General features: G+C 32.8%; 22 protein-coding genes and 1 tRNA gene. 15 read left to right on the forward strand and 8 right to left on the reverse strand.

The genetic code is table 11. The features are described 5' to 3' along the window. Positions 1 to 79: 79 nt before the first annotated feature. A tRNA-Phe gene (locus FLACOL7796_RS10935) sits at positions 80 to 155 on the reverse strand. A 104-nt stretch (positions 156 to 259) separates the two neighbouring features. Between FLACOL7796_RS10935 and FLACOL7796_RS10940 the strand changes: the two genes are divergently transcribed. The 7 genes from FLACOL7796_RS10940 (at position 260) to FLACOL7796_RS10970 (ending at position 7189) form a co-directional block, all read left to right on the forward strand. Next, positions 260 to 991 (forward strand): type III pantothenate kinase, encoded by a 732-nt coding sequence (locus FLACOL7796_RS10940; protein ID WP_173970824.1) that lies wholly within the window; start codon positions 260 to 262, stop codon positions 989 to 991. Further along, positions 988 to 2217, forward strand: coding sequence for a hypothetical protein (locus FLACOL7796_RS10945; protein ID WP_173970825.1), 1230 nt, complete (start codon positions 988 to 990; stop codon positions 2215 to 2217). Before FLACOL7796_RS10940 ends, FLACOL7796_RS10945 begins: the two co-directional genes overlap by 4 nt. Positions 2218 to 2267: 50 nt before the next feature. Beyond that, on the forward strand, positions 2268 to 2825 hold the full coding sequence (gene lptC, locus FLACOL7796_RS10950; protein ID WP_173970826.1) for an LPS export ABC transporter periplasmic protein LptC: 558 nt from the start codon (positions 2268 to 2270) through the stop codon (positions 2823 to 2825). A gap of 2 nt (positions 2826 to 2827) precedes the next feature. After that, a complete protein-coding gene (locus tag FLACOL7796_RS10955; protein WP_173970827.1) occupies positions 2828 to 3022 on the forward strand; it encodes a hypothetical protein in 195 nt (64 codons plus the stop codon). A gap of 3 nt (positions 3023 to 3025) precedes the next feature. Continuing rightward, positions 3026 to 4288 (forward strand): hemolysin family protein, encoded by a 1263-nt coding sequence (locus FLACOL7796_RS10960; protein WP_173970828.1) that lies wholly within the window; start codon positions 3026 to 3028, stop codon positions 4286 to 4288. Positions 4289 to 4396: 108 nt separating this feature from the next. Then, positions 4397 to 6496, forward strand: coding sequence for a peptidylprolyl isomerase (locus FLACOL7796_RS10965; protein WP_173970829.1), 2100 nt, complete (start codon positions 4397 to 4399; stop codon positions 6494 to 6496). Positions 6497 to 6808: 312 nt separating this feature from the next. After that, the gene (locus FLACOL7796_RS10970) at positions 6809 to 7189 is read left to right on the forward strand and encodes a hypothetical protein (RefSeq protein WP_232067354.1); all 381 of its coding nucleotides are present in this window, start codon (positions 6809 to 6811) and stop codon (positions 7187 to 7189) included. Between the two features lie 64 nt (positions 7190 to 7253). Here the strand turns inward: FLACOL7796_RS10970 and FLACOL7796_RS10975 are convergent, their stop codons facing one another. Both FLACOL7796_RS10975 and FLACOL7796_RS10980 read right to left on the reverse strand, forming a co-directional pair. Further along, positions 7254 to 8174 carry a GYDIA family GHMP kinase gene (locus tag FLACOL7796_RS10975; RefSeq protein WP_173970831.1) on the reverse strand — a complete coding sequence of 307 codons (921 nt, stop codon included), beginning with the start codon at positions 8172 to 8174 and terminating at the stop codon, positions 7254 to 7256. Positions 8175 to 8275: 101 nt separating this feature from the next. Next, the gene (locus FLACOL7796_RS10980; protein ID WP_173970832.1) at positions 8276 to 9589 is read right to left on the reverse strand and encodes a hydroxymethylglutaryl-CoA reductase, degradative; all 1314 of its coding nucleotides are present in this window, start codon (positions 9587 to 9589) and stop codon (positions 8276 to 8278) included. Between the two features lie 183 nt (positions 9590 to 9772). Here FLACOL7796_RS10980 and FLACOL7796_RS10985 point away from each other — a divergent pair, with 183 nt between their 5' ends. The 7 genes from FLACOL7796_RS10985 to FLACOL7796_RS11015 all read left to right on the forward strand — a co-directional run bounded on the left by FLACOL7796_RS10985 (position 9773) and on the right by FLACOL7796_RS11015 (position 18810). Beyond that, positions 9773 to 11944 carry a S9 family peptidase gene (locus FLACOL7796_RS10985; protein WP_173970833.1) on the forward strand — a complete coding sequence of 724 codons (2172 nt, stop codon included), beginning with the start codon at positions 9773 to 9775 and terminating at the stop codon, positions 11942 to 11944. Positions 11945 to 11980: 36 nt separating this feature from the next. Beyond that, on the forward strand, positions 11981 to 13657 hold the full coding sequence (locus tag FLACOL7796_RS10990; protein WP_173970834.1) for a peptide MFS transporter: 1677 nt from the start codon (positions 11981 to 11983) through the stop codon (positions 13655 to 13657). Positions 13658 to 13733: 76 nt separating this feature from the next. Next, positions 13734 to 15392 carry a peptide MFS transporter gene (locus tag FLACOL7796_RS10995; protein ID WP_173970835.1) on the forward strand — a complete coding sequence of 553 codons (1659 nt, stop codon included), beginning with the start codon at positions 13734 to 13736 and terminating at the stop codon, positions 15390 to 15392. A 15-nt stretch (positions 15393 to 15407) separates the two neighbouring features. Then, a complete protein-coding gene (locus FLACOL7796_RS11000) occupies positions 15408 to 16892 on the forward strand; it encodes a peptide MFS transporter (protein ID WP_173970836.1) in 1485 nt (494 codons plus the stop codon). Between the two features lie 52 nt (positions 16893 to 16944). Next, positions 16945 to 17412: a thioredoxin family protein gene (locus tag FLACOL7796_RS11005; RefSeq protein WP_173970837.1), complete on the forward strand. Its 468-nt coding sequence runs from the start codon at positions 16945 to 16947 to the stop codon at positions 17410 to 17412. A gap of 223 nt (positions 17413 to 17635) precedes the next feature. Then, on the forward strand, positions 17636 to 18088 hold the full coding sequence (locus FLACOL7796_RS11010; protein ID WP_173970838.1) for a thioredoxin family protein: 453 nt from the start codon (positions 17636 to 17638) through the stop codon (positions 18086 to 18088). A gap of 272 nt (positions 18089 to 18360) precedes the next feature. After that, positions 18361 to 18810 carry a thioredoxin domain-containing protein gene (locus FLACOL7796_RS11015; RefSeq protein ID WP_173970839.1) on the forward strand — a complete coding sequence of 150 codons (450 nt, stop codon included), beginning with the start codon at positions 18361 to 18363 and terminating at the stop codon, positions 18808 to 18810. Positions 18811 to 18822: 12 nt separating this feature from the next. On the opposite strand, the gene FLACOL7796_RS11020 is transcribed toward FLACOL7796_RS11015, so the two are convergent. The 5 genes from FLACOL7796_RS11020 to surE all read right to left on the reverse strand — a co-directional run bounded on the left by FLACOL7796_RS11020 (position 18823) and on the right by surE (position 23626). After that, positions 18823 to 20844, reverse strand: a complete 2022-nt coding sequence (locus tag FLACOL7796_RS11020; protein WP_173970840.1) for a ComEC/Rec2 family competence protein — start codon at positions 20842 to 20844, stop codon at positions 18823 to 18825. 56 nt (positions 20845 to 20900) lie between these two features. Then, complete coding sequence (locus FLACOL7796_RS11025; RefSeq protein WP_173970841.1) at positions 20901 to 21386, reverse strand: C40 family peptidase; 486 nt, start codon at positions 21384 to 21386, stop codon at positions 20901 to 20903. 15 nt (positions 21387 to 21401) lie between these two features. Next, entirely contained in the window at positions 21402 to 22514 is a 1113-nt protein-coding gene (gene lpxB, locus FLACOL7796_RS11030) for a lipid-A-disaccharide synthase (RefSeq protein ID WP_173970842.1), read from the reverse strand. Positions 22515 to 22581: 67 nt separating this feature from the next. Then, a complete protein-coding gene (locus FLACOL7796_RS11035; protein ID WP_173970843.1) occupies positions 22582 to 22854 on the reverse strand; it encodes a hypothetical protein in 273 nt (90 codons plus the stop codon). Continuing rightward, entirely contained in the window at positions 22847 to 23626 is a 780-nt protein-coding gene (surE, locus tag FLACOL7796_RS11040) for a 5'/3'-nucleotidase SurE (RefSeq protein ID WP_173970844.1), read from the reverse strand. Before surE ends, FLACOL7796_RS11035 begins: the two co-directional genes overlap by 8 nt. Before the next feature lie 212 nt (positions 23627 to 23838). On the opposite strand from surE, the gene FLACOL7796_RS11045 reads away from it, so the two are divergent. Beyond that, positions 23839 to 26025, forward strand: a complete 2187-nt coding sequence (locus FLACOL7796_RS11045) for a carboxy terminal-processing peptidase (protein ID WP_173970845.1) — start codon at positions 23839 to 23841, stop codon at positions 26023 to 26025. Positions 26026 to 26124 lie beyond the last annotated feature (99 nt).

Below are 26124 nucleotides of genomic sequence, written 5' to 3' on the forward strand. Positions count from 1 at the left end.
ATCTTAGCGACCTTTGCGGTAAAAAAATAAATCAAGAAAGTATTAAAAACAAAAAACCCGAATATTGCTATTCGGGTTTTGGTGGTACCTCCAGGGATCGAACCAGGGACACATGGATTTTCAGTCCATTGCTCTACCATCTGAGCTAAGGTACCGTCTTGTGCTCAATGCGGGTGCAAATATAGGATCATTTTTCGTTTATCCAAAACATTTTTTTAAAAAAATCAATTCGTATCTTCGCATTGGTAAAGAAATAATTATGATTTTAACAATTGATGTGGGTAATACTCGAATTAAAGCTGCTGTTTTTGAGGAGAGTACTGTTCTTGAAAATTTTGTTTTTGAGAAAAATGAGCTGGAAGAAAATATTCAAAAAATTTTAAAAAAATTTTCAAACTGCACTGATTTGGTCGTTGCATCGGTCGGAAAAATCGAAAAAGAATCTTTTTCGGCATTCGAAAAAGATTTAAATGTTCATTTTTTAACTCACGAAGATGTTTTTCCTTTTGTAAATAAATATGCAACGCCAAAAACTCTAGGAATCGACCGAATGATTTTGGCTTCAGGAGCAACTTTGCAATTCCCAAAACAAAACAGGTTAGTTATTGATGCGGGAACTTGTATTACCTACGATTTTATCGACGAAAATGATAATTATTTAGGCGGAGCAATTTCTCCGGGCTTACGATTACGATACGAGGCATTGCACAACTACACCGCCAAGTTGCCTTTGCTGACTTTTGAAACACCTGAAAACTACATAGGAAACTCAACAAAACAGGCTATTCACTCCGGAGTTGTCAATGGCTTCGTCTATGAGATTGATGGTTTTATCGATGAATATCGGGCAAACTTTTCAAATTTTATAATAATTTTAACGGGAGGTGATGCAGTTTTTTTGGCTAAACGATTAAAAAATACCATATTTGCCAATTCAAATTTCCTTTTAGAAAGTTTGAACCAAACATTTCAATATAAAAATCGACAATGATTAAAAAAATTATAGTAAGCGCTTGTTTGCTTATCTCGTTCGTTTCATTTGCTCAACAGGGTGCATCTCCTTATTCTTTCTTCGGAATTGGTGATGTTAGATTTAAAGGAACTCTTGAAAATAGATCTATGGCAGGAGTTTCGGTAGAGCAGGATAGTATCCATTTGAATATTGAAAATCCGGCAAGTTATGCCAGTTTGAGACAAACTACTTTTACAGTTGGAGGAACTTTTGGAAGTGCAAAACTTAAAACAACTGACGAATCTGCAAAATCACAAAGATCTACCTTTGATTATTTAGCATTAGGAATCCCAATGGGAAAATTTGGTGCAGCGTTTGGTTTGGTTCCGGTAACTTCTGTTGATTATAGAATCTTAAATGACCAGACAAATGTAACTGACGGAACAAGTTCTCAGCTTCAGGGAAAAGGTGGAGTTAATAAAGTGTTTTTAGGTTTAGGATATAAAATTACACCTAAGTGGAATATTGGAGTTGATGCACAATATAATTTCGGAAAAATTACCACTACCTCTATAGAACTTGCTACAGGAGTTCAAAATGGTACAAGAGAAACTAATGCTGCTGAATTATCAGGTGTTAGTTTTAATGTTGGTACAATGTATCAAACAAAAATCGATAAAAAATTAAGTTTATTTACGAGTTTGGCTTATACGTTTGCTAGTACTTTAAATTCAAATAATACAAGAGCTATTGCGGTAGACGGAGATCCTGATCCTTATGAAGTTCCAGGGCAGGACAATAAATTAAAGTTACCAAACAAAATTACAATTGGTGCAGGTATTGGTCAGGCAAGAAAATGGTTAGTAGGTACAACAGTTGCTTTTCAGGGTAACGGAGAGCTTGCTAATTACTATAATGCAGGTAATAATGTGCGTTACGAAAAATATCAAAAATATGCAGTGGGTGGATATTTTATACCTAACTACGCTTCTTTTACAAGTTACTTAAAAAGAATTACCTACAGAGCTGGATTGAAATATGAAAAATTGGGTCTAATAGTGAATAACGAATCAATCAATGATGTCGGGATGTCTTTAGGAGCCGGAATTCCAATTGGTGGAGGAACTTTTTCAAATGTAAACGTTGGATTAGAGTTTGGTAAAAGAGGAACAACATCTGCAGCTTTAGTTCAGGAGAATTATTTCAACTTTAGTTTGAGTTTTTCTTTCAACGACAGATGGTTCGTGAAGAGTAAATTCAATTAAGGATAAAAATTGTATTTTTATAAGCTAGTACAATTTACTACATTTGGCAAATGAATTTACCAAAAAGATATATCATAGCGGCTGTCACAGTTTTTACTGTGACACTGTTTTTTGGATGCGAAAGTAATTTTAAAGAAGTTCAAAAAATCAACTTCTCAGAGTTTGTTCCGGGAAGTGATGCTGATACTGTAAATATAAAATATACAGATTCCGGACTTATAACCGGAGTTTTGAAAAGTCCTAAAATGTTAGATTATTCTAATTTGGATTTTCCGTTTACAGAATTTCCAATAGGAATTGACGTTACTTTATACGATAAAAAACAAAAGCGTACTTTTATAGTGTCCAATTATGCAGTTTCATACAAACTCACAGGCATAATAGATTTGCAGGGAAAGGTTAAGATTACTTCAGAAACCGGACAGATGCTGGAGACGGAGCAGTTGTATTTTGATCAGAAAAACGAATGGTTTTATACCGAAAGAAAATTTAAGCTTACAGATGCTAAAGGCGTTTCTTACGGTCAGGGAATCGATTTTAGTAAAGACTTTAAAGTGATTAATTCACAACGTGTTACGGGTGAATTTGAATCAGACGAAAAATTATAATTATGGGCATTTTAAAATACACACAGTATCTTTATTTATTAATTGCAGCTGCTTTCATTTATGATGGAGTTACAAAGCTAAATTCTCCTGGTGAAAATCCTTGGTTAAGCTTTATAATTGCAGGAGTGAGTGTTTTTATGTTTTTTTTCAGGAGAAAATATGCCAAGAAATTTGACGACCATTATAAAAAACAATAAAAAATGGAAATTAGTATTATAATACTATGTTTAATACTATCAGCCTTTTTTTCAGGAATGGAAATAGCTTTTATTTCTTCGAATAAAATTTATCTTGAAATCGAAAAAAAACAAGATAATTTTTTATCCCGAATCCTAACCAAACTCACAGAAAATCCTTCAAAATTTATTGCTGCGATGCTTATTGGAAACAATGTAGCACTGGTAGTATACGGTTTTTTTATGGGAGATTTAATTCTAAAATGTATCGACAATTTAGGGTTTCATTTTTCTAATCTGACCAGTTTATTGGTTCAGACCATAATCTCGACTTTTGTAGTTTTAATTACAGCAGAATTTTTCCCAAAAGTCTTTTTTCAGATTTATGCTAACTCGCTAATCAAATTTTTTGCGATTCCGGCTTATCTGTTTTATCGACTATTTTATTATATCTCTACTTTTTTTATCTGGATTTCGGATTTTGTATTGAGGAAATTTTTCAAAACAGAAGGCGATCAGGTTCAGTTGTATTTTAGTAAAATAGAATTGGGTAATTATATTACAGAGCAAATGAATTCTGTAGAAGACGATGAAGAAGTCGATTCGGAAATTCAGATTTTTCAGAACGCATTAGAATTTTCGGGTGTAAAAGCGCGTGATATTATGACACCTCGTACAGAAATAGTCGATATCGATTTATTTGACAGTATCGAGGACCTTAAGGCGTTGTTTATAGAAACAGGCTATTCTAAAATAGTAGTGAGTCAAAATTCGCTTGATGATATTGTGGGTTATGTGCATTCATTTGATTTGTTTAAAAAGCCTAAAACGATAAAATCAGTTTTGATGACCGTTGAGTTTGTTCCGGAAACTATTTTGATAAAAGATGCTTTGAATTTGTTGATTAAAAAACGAAAAAACGTAGCAGTTGTTTTAGATGAATATGGAGGAACTTCAGGTATAATTACTATTGAGGATATAGTCGAAGAGCTTTTTGGAGAAATTGAAGACGAACATGATTCTGAAGAAGAAGAACTGATCGAAAAAGAGTTGGGAGATGGTAAGTATTTGTTCTCTACAAGATTAGATGTTGAGTATCTTAATGAAGAATATAAGTTGAACATTCCTGAAGAAGATTCTTACGGAACATTAGGAGGCTTTATTGTGAATTTTACCAAAGAAATCCCTCAAAAGGGCGATGAAATCGTGATTGACAGCTATCATTTTGTGATTGAAGAGGCCACAAATAAGAAAATTGAATTGGTTAAATTGACAATAAAAGAGTGATTTTTTTAATTAATGAAAAAAATTGTGTAAAATAAAACGCTAGTTGTATTGTTATTAACTAGATAATTGTATTTTCGCAAACTGAATATAAAATTAACGATAATAAAAATGGCAGTTTTAGCAAAAATTAGACAGCGTTCCGCTTTATTGATAGGAGTTATTGCACTTGCATTATTTGCATTTATAATACAAGATCTATTCACTAGAGGAAGTTTCGGTCAAAGTTCAAAAGATGTAGGAAGCATCGATGGAAAAGATATTTCATTTGAAGACTTTAGAGTTAAAGTTAGTAATGTTGAAAAAAGTGGGCAAGGAATTACTTCCACTGAAGCTGCAAACAGAGTTTGGGATCAAGAAGTTTCAATCGCATTATTGTCTTCTCAGTTTGATAAGTTAGGATTAAGAGTAGGTGAAAAACACTTACTTGAAGTTTTAAAATCAGATCCAAACATTGGTAAAAACCCAATGTTCCTAAATGCTGCTGGTGCTTTTGATGTAGCGAAATTTAAAGAATACTTTAAAGCTAATCCTGAAGCAGCACAATATATTTCTGAAAAAGAAAAAGATGCTGAATTAAACGCAAAATTCCAAATCTACAGCACATTAGTAAAAGCAGGTCTTTATACTACTGTAAGCGAAGGAAAATTGAAATATGAAATGGAAGCTAACAAAGTAAACTTTGCTTATGCTGCTGCATTATATTCTTCAATTAAAGATAGCGAAGTAAAAATTTCTGATTCAGATATCGTAGATTATATGAAGAAAAACGAGAAAAAATTCAAAGCGGATGCAACTCGTGAAATTCAATACGTTTTAGTAGAAGACAAAGCTTCAAAAGAAGACGAAGCTGAAATCAAATCTAAAATTACTGCTTTATTAAACGGAAGAGTAGAATATAACGCAAAAACAGGTAAAAACGATACTTTACCAGGTTTTAGAAACGCAACTAATATTGCTGAATTTGTGAACTCAAATTCTGATGTTCCTTACGATTCTACTTATGTTCCTAAAAATGCTTTACCAGCTTTAGATGCTGATAAATTATTCAGCTTACCTGCAGGAGCAATCTACGGACCATACATTTACGGAAGATATTATGCTATCTCTAAATCTTTAGGATTTAAAGCTGGTGTTAACGCAAAAGCAAGTCATATCTTAATTGGTTACGAAGGATCTCAAACTCCAAACCAAAAAGAGAAAAGAACAAAAGAAGAAGCTAAAGCTAAAGCAGAAGAAATTCTTGCTCAGGTTCAGGCAAATCCAGATAGTTTCATGATGTTGGCTTTTACAAGTTCTGATGATTCATCTGCACAACAAGGTGGTGATTTAGGATATTTTGGTCCAAACCAAATGGTAAAACCATTCAATGATTTTGTATTCAGTAACGGAATTGGAAAAGTTGGTTTAGTTGAAACTCCTTTCGGTTTCCACATTATCAAAATTACTGATAAACAAGACGGAATTCGTTTAGCAACAATTGCTCAAAAAATTGAGCCATCTGAGGCTACTTCTGATAAAGTATTTACATTAGCAACTAAGTTCGAAATGGACGCTGCTAAGAAAGATTTTAATGCGACAGCAAAAGAGTTAGGTTTAAAAGTAGCTCCTCCTGTAACAGCAAAAGCTATGGATGAAGCGTTTGGTCCTTTAGGAAACCAACGTAACATCATCAGATGGGCTTATGACAAAGAAACTAGTGTTGGAGACGTAAAACGTTTTGAAATCGCTAATATTGGACACGTAATTGCTCAATACAAAAGCGAAAACAAATCAGGTTTAGTATCTGTAACAGTAGCAAGACCATACGTTGAGCCAATCTTGAAAAACAAGAAAAAAGCTGAACTTTTAAAAGCTAAAATGACAGGTTCTACTATCGAAGCTGTAGCTAAAAGTGCTGGTGTAGCAGTTCAACAAGCAACTAATGTTACTATGGATAATCCGGTTTTACCTGGTGGAGTTGGACAAGAGCCTAAAGTTGTTGGTAATGCATTTGCATTAACTGCAAATAAAATTTCTGCTCCAATTGAAGGAAATACAGGAGTATATGTTGTAAAAAATATTAGTACTATCAAAGCTCCAGCTCCGGCTAACCACGCTGAGTACGTTGCTAAAGTAAAAGCTCAAAGTGCATCTGATGCAAGCAGAATCTTACCTGCATTAAAAGCTAACGCTAAAATTGAAGATAACAGATTACAGTTTAATTACTAGTTTCTAGTAAATAAAAGGTTTACATATAAAAACCCGAAACGTTCTCATGAATGTTTCGGGTTTTTCTTTTGTTTTAATAACTCATGAAATTACTTTTTGTAATAATTATCATCGTATTTTCTTAAGTAATATAGGAATAGTAGAAATGTGATTAAAAAGTTTGTGATATTCAGAATATTACAGTTAATTTGTTCAGATTTTTACTTTACTTATAGAGAAGTTTTTAAATAATATTATAAAAGATAATGAGTACATATTTTAATAATCAAGCGTTTCATGTGTATGTTTAATTTGTTGAGAAAAAGGCCCAGAGTGTATTCTAAAATCGAAAATCACATTTTTGGAATAATCACAGAGCTTTTAAAACTAAGCAGTACTGACATCAATAGCGATGAGTTGGGAGGCAAATATTATTTGAGTAATGAAGAGCAGCATTTTAAAGTTACCATCATGAGTAATGATTATGTAATACGACTAACGAACACTCGTGATTCTGTTGCTGAAAAATATGATAAAGCTTTTGTTGAAGATGTTTTGAAAGCCGTGAAGGAAGAGAAACATCGCAGGATGGAAGTTGTGTATGATTCTATTAATAACAGTATAGAAAAAATGGCAGAACGTTTGCACAATACATTGATAGAGTCAAACGAACTGGAAACTCAAAAAGTTCGACATCTGGAGAAAACATCGTGAAATAAAAAAAAAGTAAACTGTTGAATTTACTTTTTTTATTTTGCATCGGTAATAGATTGTTGTTTTATTGCTGTAATATCATTTCATCATAAGATAGAATTGTCTCGTATCCTTTTGAACTAAAATAGGTTGTAGGATCTTCTTTTGAAATTGCCATTACAAAATCACCACCCCAGGCTCCAAGGCTTTTTACAACTCCACTAAAATCAGAAAAAGCAACTTCTTTAATAGTGCGTATTTCGAGAATATCGCTCATGTGAATTTCATGTTTTTCTACTGCAGCGGCAAATTCTTTTATTGTTTTTGCATTTAAGATCGTATCGGTGATTTTATTGTTATCGATGATATTATGCGCTAAATGTTGATTCTTATTGTTGTAATACGCATTAATCGCGGCCTTGCTATTTTGTTTTTTATTAAGATATACAAAATAGATGTTTTGGGTAAAATCAGGATTAAAATCAACCGTTTCTACAATAGGTAAATTCTGTTCCAGGCGGTACACGATAGGAGTATCATTTTGTGCGCAAGCAATGTCGTAACCGCTTCCGCCAAAACTATTTTTTAAGAGCGTAAAAGCATCAATATTGGTCCATTGGGCAATATTGTTTAGTAATGTAGAAGAAGTGCCCAGTCCCCATTTTTTAGGAAATGTAAGTTGGGTACTAATTTTATATCCTTCAGAATTATTTGTAAAATCTGGGTTTAAAAGATAGGCTTCGTGTAAAATCTGAATTAAAGTCGTTTTTACAGTTTCAATTTTTGCATCGACAGGATTTGTGATTTCAGAAAATGAAATAGTATCCTGATACCAGATGTTTTCATCAAAATCATAGCTTTCCCATTGAATTTCATGATTTGAACCGTTTTCTACAATTAAATTTTGTCCAAATTTTGTGGGTAATGCAAAAGCCCTGGCGCCATCTAAAACTAAATATTCGCCTGTAATCAGGAGTTTTCCGTTACTATAAAAAGTTGTTTTCATTCTGTATTTTTAAAATAAATTCCAATATTTTAAATTCCAAATTCCAATTAGCAATGGGATTTGGGATTTTATTCGAAAGCTGTAATATTTGGAATTTTTGTTTATTTTCTTATGGTTTCGATAAATTCTACAACGGCGCTATGAGATACGGCGTTTTTCTTAAAATGAGATTTAATTAAACGACGCTCGTCTTCGGTAGCTTCAAATTGATTGATGATGTTGTTTAGGTGCATTTTCATATGACCTTCCTGAATTCCGGTAGTCGTCAATGAACGCAATGCGGCAAAGTTTTGCGCCAAACCTGCAACGGCAACAATTTGCATTAATTCTTTTGCAGAAGGTTTTTCGAGTATGTCAAAACATAGTTTCACCAAAGGATGTAAAGAGGTTAATCCTCCTACGGTTCCTAATGCTAAAGGAAGTTCGAGCCAGAAAGTAAAAATTCCGTTCTCGATTTTAGCGTGGGATAAACTGGCGTATTGACCATTTTTTGAAGCGTATGCGTGAACTCCGGCTTCTACGGCTCTAAAATCATTTCCGGTTGCGAGAATTACCGCGTCAACTCCGTTCATGATTCCTTTATTATGGGTTACGGCTCTAAAGGGTTCGACTTCGGCAATTTGTACAGCTTGTAAAAAGCGCTCCGCAAATTCTTGCGGATTGGTGATGTGCTTTTCTGCTAAATCTTCGATAGGGCAGGAAACTTCGGCTCTAACAATGCAATTAGGAACATAATTAGATAAAATGCTCATCACAACTTTTAGGGTTTCATCTTCTGAAAAAAGATCAGAATCCTGAAATTCATCTTTTAAAGTCGTGGCAAATTGTTCCAGACAAGAGTTAATAAAATTGGCTCCCATGCTGTCTTTTGTCTCAAAAGTGGCGTGAAGCTGATAATAATTTTCTAATAAACTTCTTTTGTCTTTTAGTTTTATATCTAAAATTCCGCCGCCACGTTGTTGCATGTTTTTTGTAATGCTTTGTGTGTCAGAGAAAAATTTTGGTTTTATTTGATCAAAGAATGAATGTAGTTTTGCTGCGTCTCCGTTGAAAGTAAAATGTACCTGACCAATTTTTTCGGTATCAATTACAGTGGCTTTAAAACCACCTCGTGTTGACCAGTATTTTGCTGATTTTGATGCCGCTGCCACCACAGAACTCTCCTCAATTGCCATTGGAATCGTTTTGTATTGTCCGTTTATTAAAAAATTAGGAGCAACTCCAAGTGGAATATAAAGGTTTGTAATGGTGTTTTCGATAAATTCGTCATGCAATTGCTGCAGCTTCTCATCTGAATTTGTGTAATTTCTTATAATATTTAGAGCTTCTTCAGGGCTTAAAAAATAGGTATTGGCAATCCAGTTTATTTTTTCTTTTTTGGATAATTTAGAAAATCCGGCAACAGCGTTGTTCATTCTCAGTATTTTAAATAATAATGTTGCGGCAAAGATACCATTTTAAGAGTTTTGTTTGCAATGTATTTGAAATTTGAAAAGTACGCAAACGTTATTTTTTTTAACATTTAACAGTTGAAATGTGTATTATGTTCATTTTTTTTACTAAAATTGGGCTCTTTTTTATATTTAAAATAATTCTCAATGAATACGAGTAAAATTACTGTAATACTTTTATTTTTAGTGGCTACTGTTTTTGGCCAACAAAAAATTACTGTCGAAGATATTTATAGCGGAGCATTTCGGGCAAAAGGAATGGATGAGTTGCAATCCCTAAAGAATACAGACCAATATACAGTTTTAAATGTAGATCAGGCGAGTAGAAGCATGCAGATCGATTTGTATGACTTTGCGACGCTAAAAAAAGTATCGAACTTAATTGATACAAAAAATCATAAGGATCTTGCAGACGGAATTGACAGCTATACTTTTGATGCTTCTGAAAAAAAGATCTTAATTGCTTGTAATTTAAATAAAATCTTTCGTCACTCTTTTAGGGCAGATTATTTTTTATACGATATAACTACAAAATCACTTACCAAACTTTTTGATTTTCAGGTTCAGGAACCAACTTTTTCGCCTGACGGAACTAAAATCGCTTACGCAAAAGAAAACAACCTTTATGTATATGATGTAGCATCTAAAAAATCTACTGCAGTTACGACTGACGGAAAGAAAAATGCGATCATTAATGGTATTACGGATTGGGTTTACGAAGAAGAATTTGCATTTGTGCGGGCTTTTGACTGGAGTAAAGACAGTAAAAAACTAGCTTACATTCGTTTTGATGAAAGTCAGGTTCCGGAATTTTCGATGTCGATGTTTCATAAAGATTTATACCCAACAATCGAAACGTTTAAATATCCTAAAGCGGGAGAAAAAAATTCGGTAGTTTCATTACATATATATGATGCGGCCGGAAATAGTACTAAAAAAGTAGATCTTGCCAATTATAATGACTTTTATATTGCGAGATTACAATGGACAAATGATAACAACATATTATCGGCTCAGGTTTTAAACCGCCACCAGGATAATCTTGATTTGTTATTTGTTGACGGAACTACAGCTACTGCAAAAGTGGTTCTAAACGAAAAAGATAAAGCATATGTTGATGTTACAGACAATTTGACTTTCTTAAAAGATAATAGCTTCATTTGGACAAGCGAAAAAGACGGTTTTAATCATATCTATTTGTATGATAAAACAGGAAAACTTAAAAATCAGGTTACAAAAGGAAACTGGGAAGTAGTATCGTACTACGGTTTCGACGAAAAAAACAAAACTATTTTCTACCAATCTACAGAAAATGGTTCTATCAACAGAGATATCTACAGAATTGGTTTAGACGGAAAAAGTAAAGTACGTTTAACTTCTAAAGTTGGAACAAGCGCGGCGACTTTTAGTCCTAACTTCCAATTTTTTATCAATACATTCTCAAGTGCTTCTCAGCCGACGACTTATACTTTAAATGAGTCTAAAACAGGTAAAGAAATCCAGGTGATCGAAAACAATCAGGCTCTTGCAGCTAAATTGAAAGCGTATAATTTGCCAACAAAAGAATTCTTTGTTTTAAAAACAGCAAAAGGAAATGAATTGAATGCGTGGATTTTGAAACCTAAAGATTTTGATCCTTCTAAAAAATATCCTGTTTTCATGTACCAATATTCTGGTCCGGGATCTCAACAGGTAAATAATGACTGGAATAATTCTGATGATTACTGGTTCGCATCTCTTACGCAACAAGGTTATATCGTAGCTTGTATTGACGGAAGAGGAACTGGTTTTAAAGGTGCTGATTTCAAAAAAGTAACTCAAAAAGAATTAGGAAAATACGAAGTACAAGATCAAATTGATGCTGCTAAAGTAATTGGGACTTATCCTTATGTTGATGCGGCAAGAATTGGAATCTTTGGATGGAGTTATGGTGGATTTATGGCTTCAAACTGTATTTTTCAGGGGAATGACGTATTTAAAATGGCAATTGCAGTTGCTCCGGTAACAAACTGGCGTTTTTATGATTCTGTTTACACAGAAAGATACATGCAGACTCCACAGGAAAATGCAAGCGGATACGATCAAAACTCTCCTATAAATCACGTTTCTAAATTAAAAGGTAAGTTTTTATTGATTCACGGATCTGGTGATGACAACGTTCATGTACAGAACTCTATGCAAATGATGGAAGCGTTGATTCAGGCGAATAAACAATTTGATTCTCAGATATATCCGGACAAAAATCACGGTATTTATGGTGGAGCGACTCGAATTCAGCTTTATAATAAAATGACTAACTTTATCAAAGAAAATTTATAATATAAAACTTTAAACCTTAATCAAATAATAAATAATATGGGAGAAACTCAAGTAAAAACTGCGCATCCAAAAGGACTTTGGGTATTGTTTGGAACGGAGATGTGGGAGCGATTCAACTTTTATGGAATGCGAGCTTTATTAACTTTATTTCTTGTGAATTCATTATTGATGAAGGAAGAAGAAGCGTCTTTGATTTATGGAGGTTTCCTTGGACTTTGTTATTTGACACCAATGTTGGGAGGTTTTGTTGCGGATCGTTTTTTAGGTAACAGAAACTGTATTTTATTAGGCGGATTATTAATGGCAATTGGACAATTGTTATTGTTTACTAGTGGAAGTGTTTTTGAAGGTAACAGAGCTTTTGCTACTATCATCATGTATACTGCGTTAGGAGTTATTGTTTTTGGTAACGGATTCTTTAAGCCAAACATTTCTAGTATGGTGGGGAGTTTGTATCCTAAACAAGAAAAAACAAAATTAGATAGTGCTTTTACTATTTTCTATATGGGTATCAACATCGGAGCTTTTTTAGGTCAGTCAATCTGTCCTTTATTGGGAGATGTGAAAGATGCTGGCGGAATTAGAGATATTCATGCTTTTAGATGGGGATTCTTAGCGGCTTCTATCGCAATGTTGTTAGGAACTTTACTTTTTTACTTTTTAAAAAATAAATATGTAGTTTCTCCGGATGGAAAACCATTAGGAGGATTGCCTTCTAAAAATGAAGCTTCAGATTTTGAAGAAGGAGAAGCTCAAAAAGCCAACTTTTCTAATAAAGCGCTTACAATTGCAGGAATTGCATTTATCGCTTTAGGATTCTTTTTTCATTATGTAGTAGGGCAAAACTTAATTTATACACTGATTTATTCAAGCGGTTTATCATTAGCCGGATTAATTATTTCGGATACTTCTTTAACTAAAGTTGAAAGAGATAGAATTATTGTAATTTATATCGTTTCATTCTTTATTATTTTCTTCTGGGCGGCTTTTGAACAAGCTGGTTCATCATTAACTTTTATTGCAGATAACCAAACAGACAGAAACTTCTTTGGCTGGCAAATGCCTCCATCTATGGTTCAAATCTTTAACGGATTATTTGTGGTTATCTTGGCAGTCCCTTTCAGTATTCTTTGGGATACTTTAAGAGCTAAAGACAAAGAACCAATTTCTCCGGTAAAATTAGCGGTAGGTTTAGTGGTAATCTCTATTAGTTTCTTTATGATCGCTACTCAGGTTTCTTATATCGGAACTTCAGGATTATTATTAGTTAAATGGCTTATCTTATTGTATTTCTTAAATACATGTGCTGAATTATGTTTATCTCCAATTGGTTTATCATTGGTTGGTAAATTATCTCCAAAACGTTTTTCTTCTTTATTATATGGAGTTTTCTTCTTGTCAAATGCTTCTGGTTATGCTTTAGGAGGAACTTTAGGTTCTATCTTGCCTGCAACCGGAGATAAATTTGCAAAAGCAAAAGAATTAGGAATTGATCTTCAGGCAGTTTTAGACAATAAAGTTGTGCCAACAGCAGAGCAGGTAGCTTTGTTAGATCAACATCAAATTAGTGCTCATAACCACTTTTTTGCAGGATTCGAAATCCATAACTTATATGAATTTTTTATGGTATTTGTTGTTTTAACCGGTATCGCGGCAATTATTTTATTTGCTTTGACTCCATTCTTGAAAAAGATGATGCACGGTGTTCGATAAATAGTAATAATAATATATAAAAAATTACCTACAGGTTCAGACTTGTAGGTAATTTTAATTTTAAAGAGATACAGCTATGTGGAAAAAACACCCAAAAGCCCTTCCTTATTTGTTTTTATCTGAAATGTGGGAGCGTTTTGGTTATTATTTAATGATCGGAATTTTTACTTTATATCTAAAAGATGTAAAAGATGGTTTTGCAATGACAGAGAAAGAGGCTTCGGATCTTTACGGAACTTTTATCGCATTGGTTTTTTTAACTCCTTTTATTGGCGGACTTGTTGCTGACAGGTATTTAGGCTATAAAAAATCTATTGTTTTTGGCGGAATTTTAATGGGTATTGGGTACTTCTTAATGGGAGTACATGATATAACGGTACTTTATATTGCCATGACTTTGGTAATTGTGGGAAATGGGTTTTTTAAGCCGAATATTTCGACATTATTAGGAAGTTTTTATTCTAAAGAAGAGTATAAAGATAAAAAGGATGAAGGCTACAATATTTTCTACATGGGAATTAATGTTGGAGCGTTTATTTGTAATTTCTTTGGCGCTGCATTGCAGATTCTTTTAGGCTGGCATTGGGCTTTTATGGCTGCGGGTGTAGGTATGTTTATTGGCGTTATTGTGTTTTTATTAGGGACAAAACATTATGTAGGATACGACCAGAAAAAAGGAGTTCAGGAAGGTGATATGCCATTTTATAAAATTATCCTGTTTATTCTATTGCCTTCTTTTGTTTTTGGTGCCATTGGATGGTTGATCAAAGGAGTTGCTTCAGAAACTAATTTAGATAGTTATATTTTTGGTTCAGATAGTACAGATGCTTTTATTTTTGCCTGTATTCCGATTGTTTTCTTTTACGGATCACTTTATTTTAAAGCCAAAGTAGAAGACAAACGCCCGATTGGGGCTTTATTGGCTATTTTTGGAGTTGTAATTTTATTTTGGGCCGTATTTAAACTTAATGGCTCGGCGCTTACTACCTGGGCAGATCGTTATACTGACAGAGAAGTAGCGGGAACAGCAGGTCAGGTTGTTGGTAAATTAAAATTAGCGAAAGAAGTAGAATACAAAAAAGCAACCACTGAAGTTTATGATCAGCAGTTTCGTTTGCAAAAAGTAAATGGAGTTGTCGAAACAGAAGTAAATTACCCTTTATATTTTAGAAATGTTGCCCCTGAAAAATTGCCTGCAGAAGGAGCGAAAGTACACCTTTGGGCGACCAACTTAAGTCAGTCAATTAATCCGGCATGGGTTATTATATTAACACCTTTGGTTGTGGCATTTTTTTCTTTTTTACGAGCCAGAAAAAAAGAACCTTCAACACCTACGAAAATTGCTTTTGGTTTGTTAATTTCGGCCCTGTCAGTTTTGGTGATGGTTGCTGCAGTACAAATTGGCCATGACGGAGCAGAAAAAGTGAGTGCATGGTGGTTGGTAGCCAATTACGGAATCATAACAATTGGAGAATTATTTTTAAGTCCGATGGGATTATCGGTTGTGTCGAAATTGAGTCCTGTTAATATTACTTCGTTAATGATGGGCGGCTGGTTTTTGTCGACATCGATAGGAAATAAGTTAAGTGGAGTTTTGGCGAGTATGTGGGATACGTACGATAATAAAGCTAACTTTTTTTGGGTTAATTTTGCATTGTTAATGTTTGCAACTGTACTAATGTTTGCGTTAGTAAAGCAACTTAACAAGGTGATGAAAGAACGAGGAATCAATTAAATTATTTATAAATAAATGGAGCAGAAGATCACTTTAGAGGAAATTCAAAATTTTAAAGGCAATTACCCGAAACAATTGTGGTATTTGTTTTTTGTTGAAATGTGGGAGCGTTTTTGCTTTTACGGAATGCGTGGTGTTTTGGTTATTTTTATGGTAGATCAACTTTTTTTAAAAGAAGATCATGCTAGTGAGCAATATGGTGCTATTCAGGCTTTTGTATATGCTTTTACTTTTATTGGCGGTATTTTTGCCGATAAAGTTTTAGGGTTTAAAAAATCATTATTTTTTGGAGGAATCGTTATGATTCTGGGTAATCTTTTGATTGCTGTCGCGCCTCATGATATGTTTTATTATGGAATCGCATTCTCTATCATCGGAACTGGTTTTTTTAAGCCAAACGTTTCTTCGATGGTGGGAGAATTGTATCATGAAAACGATGGACGTAGAGATGCCGGTTATGGAATGTTTTATGCCGGAATAAATGTTGGGGGACTATTTGGTGGTGCCTTATGTGTTTATTTAGGAAAATACTATTCATGGCAGTTATGCTTTTTGTCAGCTGCAATTGTGATGTTTTTAGGATTGGTTACGTTTTTATTTACTAAAAAAAATCTGGGGCCAATTGGAGATTCTCCTTTATTGAATTTAGCGCCTGCTAAAAGAAGAATTCGTGAAATAGCAGTATATGCTTTGTCAATTTTAAGTTTGCCGTTTATTTTTATAATGGTAAAAAATACAGACTATACAGATTATTTCATGTATACAATTGGTACAGTTGCTGTTTTGTATTTTGTTTACGAACTGATTAAGTTGGGAGATGCTAAAATGCAAAAGAAATTATTTGCAGCTTTTCTGTTTGTATTTTTCTATTTCTTGTTCAACTCTATTTACGAGCAAAGTGGAGGATCTTTATCGCTTTTTGCAAAAGATAATCTAAATGATAAACTATTGTTTTTTACAATAGACCCTAATGTTGTCAATAACAGCTCGAATACATTTTTTGTAGTAGTATTAAGTCCGCTTATTGGTTTATTATGGATCTGGTTAGGGAAAAGAAAAATAGAACCTAATACTTTAATTAAATTCGGAATTGGATTTTTATTCCTTGCCGCTTCATTCTATATCTTCTATTTGACTAAGTTCTTTGCAGATTCTAAAGGAATTACTTCATTGAATGTGTTTACTTTTGCTTATTTAATAACGACAATTGGTGAGCTTTGCTTAGGGCCAATCGGAATGTCGATCATTACAAAATTGTCTCCAAAAAGACTGTTTGGAATGATGATGGGATTATGGTTTTTAGCAAGTGCTTTTGGTCAGTTGGCAGCAGGTAAACTAGGAGCAGAGATTTCGAGATCGAATACAGGAGATACTTTAGTTTCTAAATTACAATCGTATACAGAAGGATATTATCAACTGGCAATTTATTCACTTGTTGCAGGATTAATTTTATTGGCAATTTCGCCAATTATCAGGAAATTAATGCAAGAAGTAAAGTAGACGTATATATGGATTCTTTTTTTGTTTAAATTTGTGAAAAATTAAAATGACCATGAAAAAAATATTTTTAATAACCTTGTTTTTAGTTGGAGCATTTGCAGTGCAGGCGCAAGAATTAAAATGGTATACTGATGTAAGAGAAGCAATTACGGTTAGTAATAAAGAACAAAAACCAATGTTGATGTTTTTTACCGGAAGTGATTGGTGTGGTTGGTGTATTCGTTTACAGAATGAAGTTTTAAAAACACCTGAATTTACTAAATGGGCTAAAGATAATGTCGTTTTGGTTGAATTGGATTACCCAAGAAGAACACCGCAAACTCCTGAAATTAAAAATCAGAATAACGAATTGCAACAAGCTTTCGGGATTCAGGGATTTCCAACTATTTACTTTACAAGTGCTGAGGCAAAAGATGGTAAAGTAAATTTTAAAGGATTGGGACAAACCGGATATGTTGCCGGAGGGCCATCTGCCTGGTTAACAGTTGCTGAAGGAATTGTGCATCCAAAGAAATCTTAAAAAAAAAACATACTCAATAATAAGTATAGAAACTCCTTACGTTATCGTAAGGAGTTTTTTTGTTTAGTAAGAAAAGTTATTCATTTGTTTTGGTGTTTTTAAGGCTTTGATATTTTATTATGTGAAAAAAAACATATAATGTATTTTTTGTATTAATAAAAATTGGAAAATTAAAATAATATGTTAATTTCGTCATGCTATACTAACCAAAACCAATTAGAATATGACTAAAAAATTACTTATCCTACTATTTTTTTTAGGTTCATTTTTTCTGCAAGCACAAAATTTAGTTTGGAGAACAAACATGACTGATGCGATTGCCATAAGTAATGAGCTTAGAAGACCAATGCTGATTTTATTCACTGCCTCAGGTGTACCGGAAAATCTTCAGAACGAAATTTTTAAAACCCCAGATTTTGCAGTCTGGTCACGTGACAATGTCGTTCTTGTAAAACTTGATCTTTCAGACTCTACTATTGAGCAAAGTGATAAAGAGCAAAACATTAAATTAAAAAATGCATTTGGTGTGCAGGAATTACCTGAGGTATGTTTTGCAAGTGCTTCAATCCGAAAAAATAAAACAACATTTAGTGCTTTAGGAAAAATTGCCTACAAACCAGGTGGAGCAAAAGCATGGATAGCAGAATCTAATGCTATCTTGCATCCTAGTGAATGAATTAAATTTAAATTAAGTTTCTTAGTTTAATTTGTAGATTCCCTTTTCGTTTTTAAGCGAAAAGGGATATTTTTTTACCAGCTATTTCTACTGCAAATCAATTGTTTATTAATTATATGCCGTTGTTTTTTATTAAACCAATAAAAAAATAGTGATTTATTATCTATTGTTTATTTGTGTTGAATTTTGGTTAAATAAATTAATTTTTAATGTGATTTTAATATCATTGTTGTTAAATTAGTGAAATAAATATAATTTAAACGTGATCAGATATGAAGCAAAAATTACTTATTTTTTTATTTATTCTAGGGTTTTCTTTTTTGCATTCACAAAATTTAGCATGGAAAACAAACATGAATGATGCCCTTAAAATGTGCGATGAACAAAGAAAACCGCTTTTGATTTTTTTTACATCCGCAGGAATTTCTCCGGCGATTCAGAACGAAGTTTTTGCAACGAAAGATTTTTTAGATTGGTCAGAGAAGAATATTATTTTACTAAAACTCGATTTGTCGGATGCTTCTTTATCTGCCGAAGAAAGAGAACAAAATGTGAAGTTGAAAGAAGCATTAGGTATAGAGGAATTGCCTAAAGTTTGCATTGCTACGGCTTCTATTCGAAGAAATAAACCCACAATCAATAAGTTGGGCCTGCTGGAATACAATACAGGTGGAGCAAAAAAGTGGATCTCGGAAGTTAAAGCAATATTGAATGGAGATTAAATAAACTTCATTTTATTCTATTTTATAAAATCCTTTTTCGTTCGTGGCATGAAAAAGAATGTTGTTTTTGATGCAACTGGTTTTCCATGTTTTCTGAATGGCATAAGAATTCGAACCATCGGCAATGATTATTCTCGGGTGTAAGTCTTGTAACATACGATCTAAATTTATTTTAGGCGTCTGCGTAAGGATCAAAATATCTGGCTGAATTTTGGTGGGATAAATCCCTGAACTATCAATGACAAGAATTCTTTTCCCATTAAAAAATAACGTGTTTTCTATTTTCTTCCGGGATTGTAAACGGCTAAAATTTCCAACCAGGTAAGGAATTAGAACGTTGTTTTTAGAAAGTGTATCACTGGTGAAAATAGTGATGTCTTTTCCTGTGCGTTTAGAAATTAATGTATTTTTCTTTGTGTTGTAAACAATCATTTCCTCATTATTCTCGATTTCTCTTTTGGTATATAATACAGAAATCTGCAATAAAATTATGCTGGATAATAAAAACAACAATTTACTGTAATTGGGATTTTTACTCCAAATAATGGCTGAAATAATAAAGAGATAAAAAGTAATCAAATAATAAAAATTGAAGCTGATATCGCGTATTACAAACCATTCAAAAGAAGCTACAATATGAATCGTTTTGTTTAAAAGATAAATGCTTTTTTCGAAAATCTCAATAATGATTAATGGCGGAGAAGTGAAAATTGCCAGAATCATAACGATGATTCCTGCGATCATGATAAAAGATAAAATAGGAATGATAACAATATTGGTCACAAAAAATAATCCCGGAAATTGATGAAAATAATACAAACATAAAGGCAGAGTGCCAATTTGTGCAGCAAAAGAAACCGTTAACGCATTCCAGATGGTGACTTGAATTTTTCGCTTTGGAGTCCAGATTGTTTTTAATAACGGTTGTAACCAGACAATAAAAAATAAAGCAAGGTAACTTAGTTGAAAACCAACATCAAATAGAAAATAAGGTTCAAAAAGTAATATTAGCAACATCGAGACTAGCAAAGTATGATAGATACTTCCGCTTCGTCGTAAATGGTTTCCGATGGCTAAAAACGAAAACATAACAACAGATCTTAAAACAGAAGGAGATAAACCTGAAATTATTGCAAATGCGCCTAATGATACTAAAATTGAAATTAGTTTTACAAAAGAACCTTTTCGTGTATTTGGAATTGGTTTTAAAACAAAATTGATAAAAAGCATTATAAAACCAACATGCAATCCTGAAACCGAAAGTATGTGTGTAGCGCCGGAGTATTGATAATCCTGAATAATATCAGACGAAATTTCTTGTTGTTGCCCTAAAATAAGAGCCAGTGCAACATTCATTTCTTCTTTATTAAAATTAGCTTTTTCCAGATTGCGAACAATACGGGAATGCAAACGACCGGAATAATACCAAATGTCTTTTTTAGGAGTTTTATGAATATCAATTTCTGCTTTGTTAATATACACTTGTGCATAAATTTGCTTGTCTGCCAGATATTTACAGTAATCGAACTGATTGGGATTTTTATTTATGCCATTGGGTTGTAAAACCGTTTTTGCTTTTATAATATCTCCTATAATCAGACTTTTAAGACTGTCTTTTTGAATGTTGACAATGATTTTACCGAAATAATTTTTACCGCTGATGCTGTTGATTATTGCAGTAAATCGATCATTATAAGTATTGCTTTTAAGTTTTTCCCGTAAAGTAAAAGTTATGATTTCCGGAGTTTCAAATGCTTTTTTGCAATGAATATAATTTGATTTTTGAAGAGAATTGGTGTGAAGCAATAAGGCTAAAACACCAATGAAAAAAGAAATGAAATAAGTGTTTATTCCAAAAAGGGGAATGAATTTTTTATTTCTTCTAATCAAAAAATAGCAGATCGAAAATATAAGGAGACCAACAATAAAGCATGAAATAACAATATATATTGATGGTTGACAATAATAGCAAAACAAAATACTTAATAGAAACCAAATTGTAATTTTGGTTAACGGAAAATCTAATACTTTCATGGTTTAAAAGTATTAAATATTTTGTAAGAAAAAAGATATATTTTATTTAATTAAATTTACTCGACAATCCGGTTGATTTGTACAAATGAATTTTGGTAATAAGCTTCTTTGGTAGAAGAAATTATTACCCCTTTTGACGTTGACGAATGAACAAATTTGATTTCACTTGAATTTACTTCAGTAATGAGTCCAACGTGATTAATTTGTTTGCTTCGGTTGGTTTTAAAAAAGATCAAATCGCCCTTTTTAGCATCATTAAACTTAATAACTTTTCCAATTTTAGCCTGATCATAAGAACTTCTCGGCAGCGTAATATTTTCTGATTGAAATGTCGTAAAAACCAGTCCTGAACAGTCGTAACCACTTTTTGATGTACCGCCGGCTTTATAGCGTACACCAATATTATCAGTTGCTTTTTCAATCAAATGATTGACTACATACTTGTTTTCTGACTTCGATTCTTTTTTGCTCACAGTAGTTGATGTCGATTTACAAGAAGTAAAAAAGACAGCCAAAAGAGCTAAAAGGAGTATTTTTTTCAAACCAAAAATTTTAAATTATTTCAAATCAGCTACAATAAGTTTTGCTGTTTTTTTACTTGCGCCAACTCCGCCTAGTTTTTGCTCCAGAATATCATAATTCTTAAGTAGTTTTTCGCGGTAATTTGGTTCTAATAATTTTTGCAATTCTTCTTTAATGCGTTTGGTATTACAATCGCTCTGAATCAATTCTGTCACCACTTCCTGATCCATGATTAGATTAACAAGCGAAATGTATTTTAAAGTAATAATACGCTTTGCAATTTGATAGGAGATGGCACTTCCTTTATAGCAAACCACTTCCGGAACTTTAAAAAGAGCGGTTTCGAGCGTTGCAGTTCCTGATGTTACTAAAGCCGCAGTCGACGAACGCAATAGATCATACGTTTTGTTGGAAACGAATGCAATGTTTTTGTTTTTTATAAACTGCTGATAAAATTCATAATCCTGACTAGGAGCACCTGCAATTACAAATTCGTAATCCTGAAAATCATCCACCACACTAAGCATAACGCTCAGCATTTTGGTAATTTCCTGTTTACGGCTTCCTGGTAAAACGGCAATAATAGGTTTTTCGCCTAATTGGTGTTCTTTTCTAAAAGAAACTTCATCAAAAGCAGGCTGATTTTGTATAGCATCGATTAAAGGATGTCCAACAAAATCGACAGGAAAATGATGTTTGTCTTCGTAGAAACTTTTTTCAAACGGTAAAATAACAAACATTTTATCAACGTCCTGTTTGATCGCTTTGATTCGGTTTTCTTTCCACGCCCAGATTTGAGGAGAAATATAATAATGAGTTTTATAATTTAATGCTTTGGCCCATTTGGCAATACGCATATTAAAACCCGGATAATCAATAAAAATTAAAACATTAGGCTGGAATTCTAAGATGTCTTTTTTGCAAATTTTGATATTGTTTAAAATGGTTTTTAGATTAAAAATCACTTCAACAAAACCCATAAAAGCCAATTCACGATAGTGTTTTACTAAGGTTCCGCCTGCTTTTTGCATAAGGTCACCTCCCCAAAATCTAATATCGGCCTGAGGATCTTCTTCGTATAAAGCTTTCATTAAATTTGAACCGTGTAGATCTCCCGAGGCTTCACCTGCGATTATGTAGTATTTCATATGAATGGTATTGAAAGTGTGTTTTAAATTTAAAAACAACATTTTTTTTGCAAAGCAAAGATAAGATTTAAATAAATAAAGTAGAAATAGCCAGAACAATCACTGCCAAAACTACGCCTCTTGCTTTAAGTTCTTCATTTCTTTTTAATAAAATCCAAAAAACAGCAAGATCCAAAACCGTACCTATAGTGATTACTTTTCCTAAATAACCTTCTTTTTTTATGGTTTGAAGTCCTGTTGCAAAATCAAATTTGGTAAAGAAAGTAACAAACAAATAACTTCCCAGCAATGCCGTAAAAATTCCGATTACAAAACCTATAAGTAAGTCTTTTTTATTCATTTAGATTCCAGGTATTAAGTTGTTGCATAGAATGATGAGCCGTTAAATCAAACTGAACAGGAACTACAGAGATATAACCATTCTCTAAAGCCCATTCGTCAGTATCTTCTCCCTGATCTTCATTGGTAAATTTTCCGGTAAGCCAGTAATAATCTTTTCCAAAAGGAGTTTGTCGTTTGTCAAATTTCTGTGCATAATAGGCTTTTGCCTGACGACAAATTTTTATGCCCTTAATCTCGTTTTCTTTTAATTTTGGAAAATTAACGTTTAAAACGACACCTGGTGGCAATTTATTTTTGAGCGTTTCTAAAGCTATTTTTCTAACAAATGATTTTATTTGTTCAAAATCAGCATTCCAGTCAAAATCTAATAAAGAAAATCCGATTGCCTGAATTCCTTCTATTCCCGCTTCAACTGCAGCGCTCATGGTTCCTGAATAAATTACATTTATAGACGAATTTGTTCCGTGATTAATTCCGGAAACACATAAATCAGGTTTTCTTTTTAAAATTTCATTTACTGCCAGTTTCACACAATCAACAGGAGTTCCGGAGCAGCTATATTCTGTTACAGGATCTTCTTCTTTCGAAATTTTGTCGAGAAATAAAGTATTGTTTATTGTAATTGCATGACCCATTGCGCTTTGAGGCTTGTCTGGCGCTACTACGATAACTTCTCCAATAGTTTCCATAACGCTAATTAAAGCTCTAATTCCCGGCGCAAGAATTCCGTCATCATTGGTGACTAATATTAAAGGTTTTTCATTTTCCATGCTGTGGTTTTTATCTCGATTTATCAAAATTAAAGCTTGTAAAAGCAAATGTAGTAACTGATTTTGGTAGAATACTAACAAATGAGCAAAAATTATAAACTTAATTCAAGAAGACTTTTAAGGTTCAAACATTTTTATATCTTTAACAAAAAATTATAGCGAACTTGGCAAGTTGGCACAATTTTTACAGTTAACTTAGATTAAAAAATTTGATGAATGCTATTATTAAGTTTATGAAAAGAAATTATAAAATACTTATAGCCGTATTATGCTTGTCTTTAACCTTATTTGCTTTTAAAATTAATGCAGATAAGTCAGTTGATCCGGACCCGAACAGAGATAAAACACTTTTAGAATTATTGGCATTTGTTATCGAAAAAGGACACTATAGTCCGGCAGAAATAAATGATGAATTTTCTAAAGGAATTTTTAAAGATTACGTTGAGGCATTAGATCCTTCGAAAAGATTCTTTTTGCAATCTGATATTGATGAATTTAAACAATATGAGCTGCAATTAGACGATCAGTTTTTGAATAGAGATCTAACGTTTTTCAATCTTACTTATACAAGATTGATGAAACGTATGGAAGAAAGCAAAAAACGTTATAAAACTATTTTAGCACAGCCCTTCAACTATGATGTTGATGAGACTTTTAATGCTGATTACGATAAGTTGCCTTATGCAAAAAATGCAACAGAAATCAATGAAAGATGGAGAAAACAAATTAAGTTATCGACGCTTTCTTCTTTGGTAACAAAGCAAAAATTAGAAGAAGACAAAAAGAAAGAAGATCCTAATTATAAGGTGAAATCTTTTGAAACTTTAGAAAAAGAGACTCGAGATAGTTCTTTAAAATCTTTAGATGATAACTTTAGTTTGATTAAAGATTTGAATAAAGAAGATTGGTTTTCTGTATATGTAAACTCAATTATGGGTCGATTTGATCCGCATACAAGTTATTTTGCACCAGAAGAAAAAGATCGTTTTGATGTAAACATCAGCGGTAAATTAGAAGGTATTGGAGCGAGATTAACGAAGAAAAATGATTTTACTCAAATTGATGAATTAACTTCAGGAGGACCAGCCTGGAAAGGAAAACAATTGGAAGCCGGAGATTTAATTTTGAAAGTAGCACAAGGAAACGAAGAGCCTGTAGATGTTGTAGGGATGCGTTTAGACGATGTGGTGAAAAAAATTAAAGGTCATAAAGGTACTGAAGTAAAACTTACAGTTAAAAAAGTAGACGGAACAACTAAAGTTATTTCGATTATTAGAGATATTGTCGAAATTGAAGAAACCTATGCTAAATCTAGTATTGTAGAAAGAAATGGTTTAAAATATGGAGTAATCTATTTACCGAAATTTTATATCGATTTTGAAAATAAAGATGGTCGTGATGCCGGTAAAGATATCGCTCTTGAAGTGGAAAGACTGAAAAAAGAAGATATTAGCGGTATTGTGCTGGATGTTCGTGATGATGGTGGTGGATCTTTATCTACAGTGGTTGATATTGCTGGTTTATTTATTGAAGAAGGACCAATTGTTCAGGTGAAATCTGCAGGTAAAAAGAAAGAAGTTTTATACGATAAAGATAAAAAAATCGAGTGGGACGGACCGTTAGTAATTATGGTAAACAGTTTCTCAGCTTCGGCATCAGAGATTTTGGCTGCTGCAATTCAGGATTACAAACGTGGAGTTATCATTGGTAGTAAACAAACTTATGGTAAAGGAACTGTACAAAACGTTCTTGATTTGAACCAATTTGTTCGTAATGCAAACTATGGTGATTTAGGAGCTTTAAAAATTACAGGACAGAAGTTTTACAGAATTAACGGAGGTTCTACTCAGTTAGAAGGTGTTCATAGTGATGTTGTGATGCCAGATCGTTATGCTTATCTAAAAATGGGAGAACGTGATAATGAAAATGCTATGCCGTGGGATAAAATAGATCCAGCAGATTACAGCACATGGAAATCAAATGAGAATTTTACTAAAGCAATTGCCAATAGTAAAGACAGAATCGCTCAAAATGCTCAATTCAAATTAATTGAAGACAATGCGAAATGGATTGATGTTAAAAATAAAGAAAACACCTATAGCTTAAATATCAATAGTTTTAAAGCGACTCAGGAACAAGTAGAAAACGAGGGTAAGAAATACAAACCAATTTCAGATTATAAAAATGACTTGGTATTTAAATCGTTACCTTACGAAGAGCTTGAAATGAAAGCTGACGCAAGTTTAAAAGAAAAAAGAGATGCCTGGCATCAGGCTTTATCTAAAGATGTTTATGTTGAAGAAGCATTAAATGTTTTGGATGATTTGCAATCTAAAGGTAGTGTGGTAAAAGGATCAGTTTCTCCTAAAATGAAAAAGGATAAATTAGTAAAATCTTAATTCTTTAAAGAATTAATTTGTTAGAAAACGCTTCAGAAAATTTAAATTTCTGGAGCGTTTTTTTGTGCGGTTATATTGTATTTTTGTAAGAAGTGGCTT

This window comes from Flavobacterium bizetiae, from assembly GCF_902804475.1.
Taxonomy (GTDB): Bacteria; Bacteroidota; Bacteroidia; order Flavobacteriales; family Flavobacteriaceae; genus Flavobacterium; species Flavobacterium bizetiae.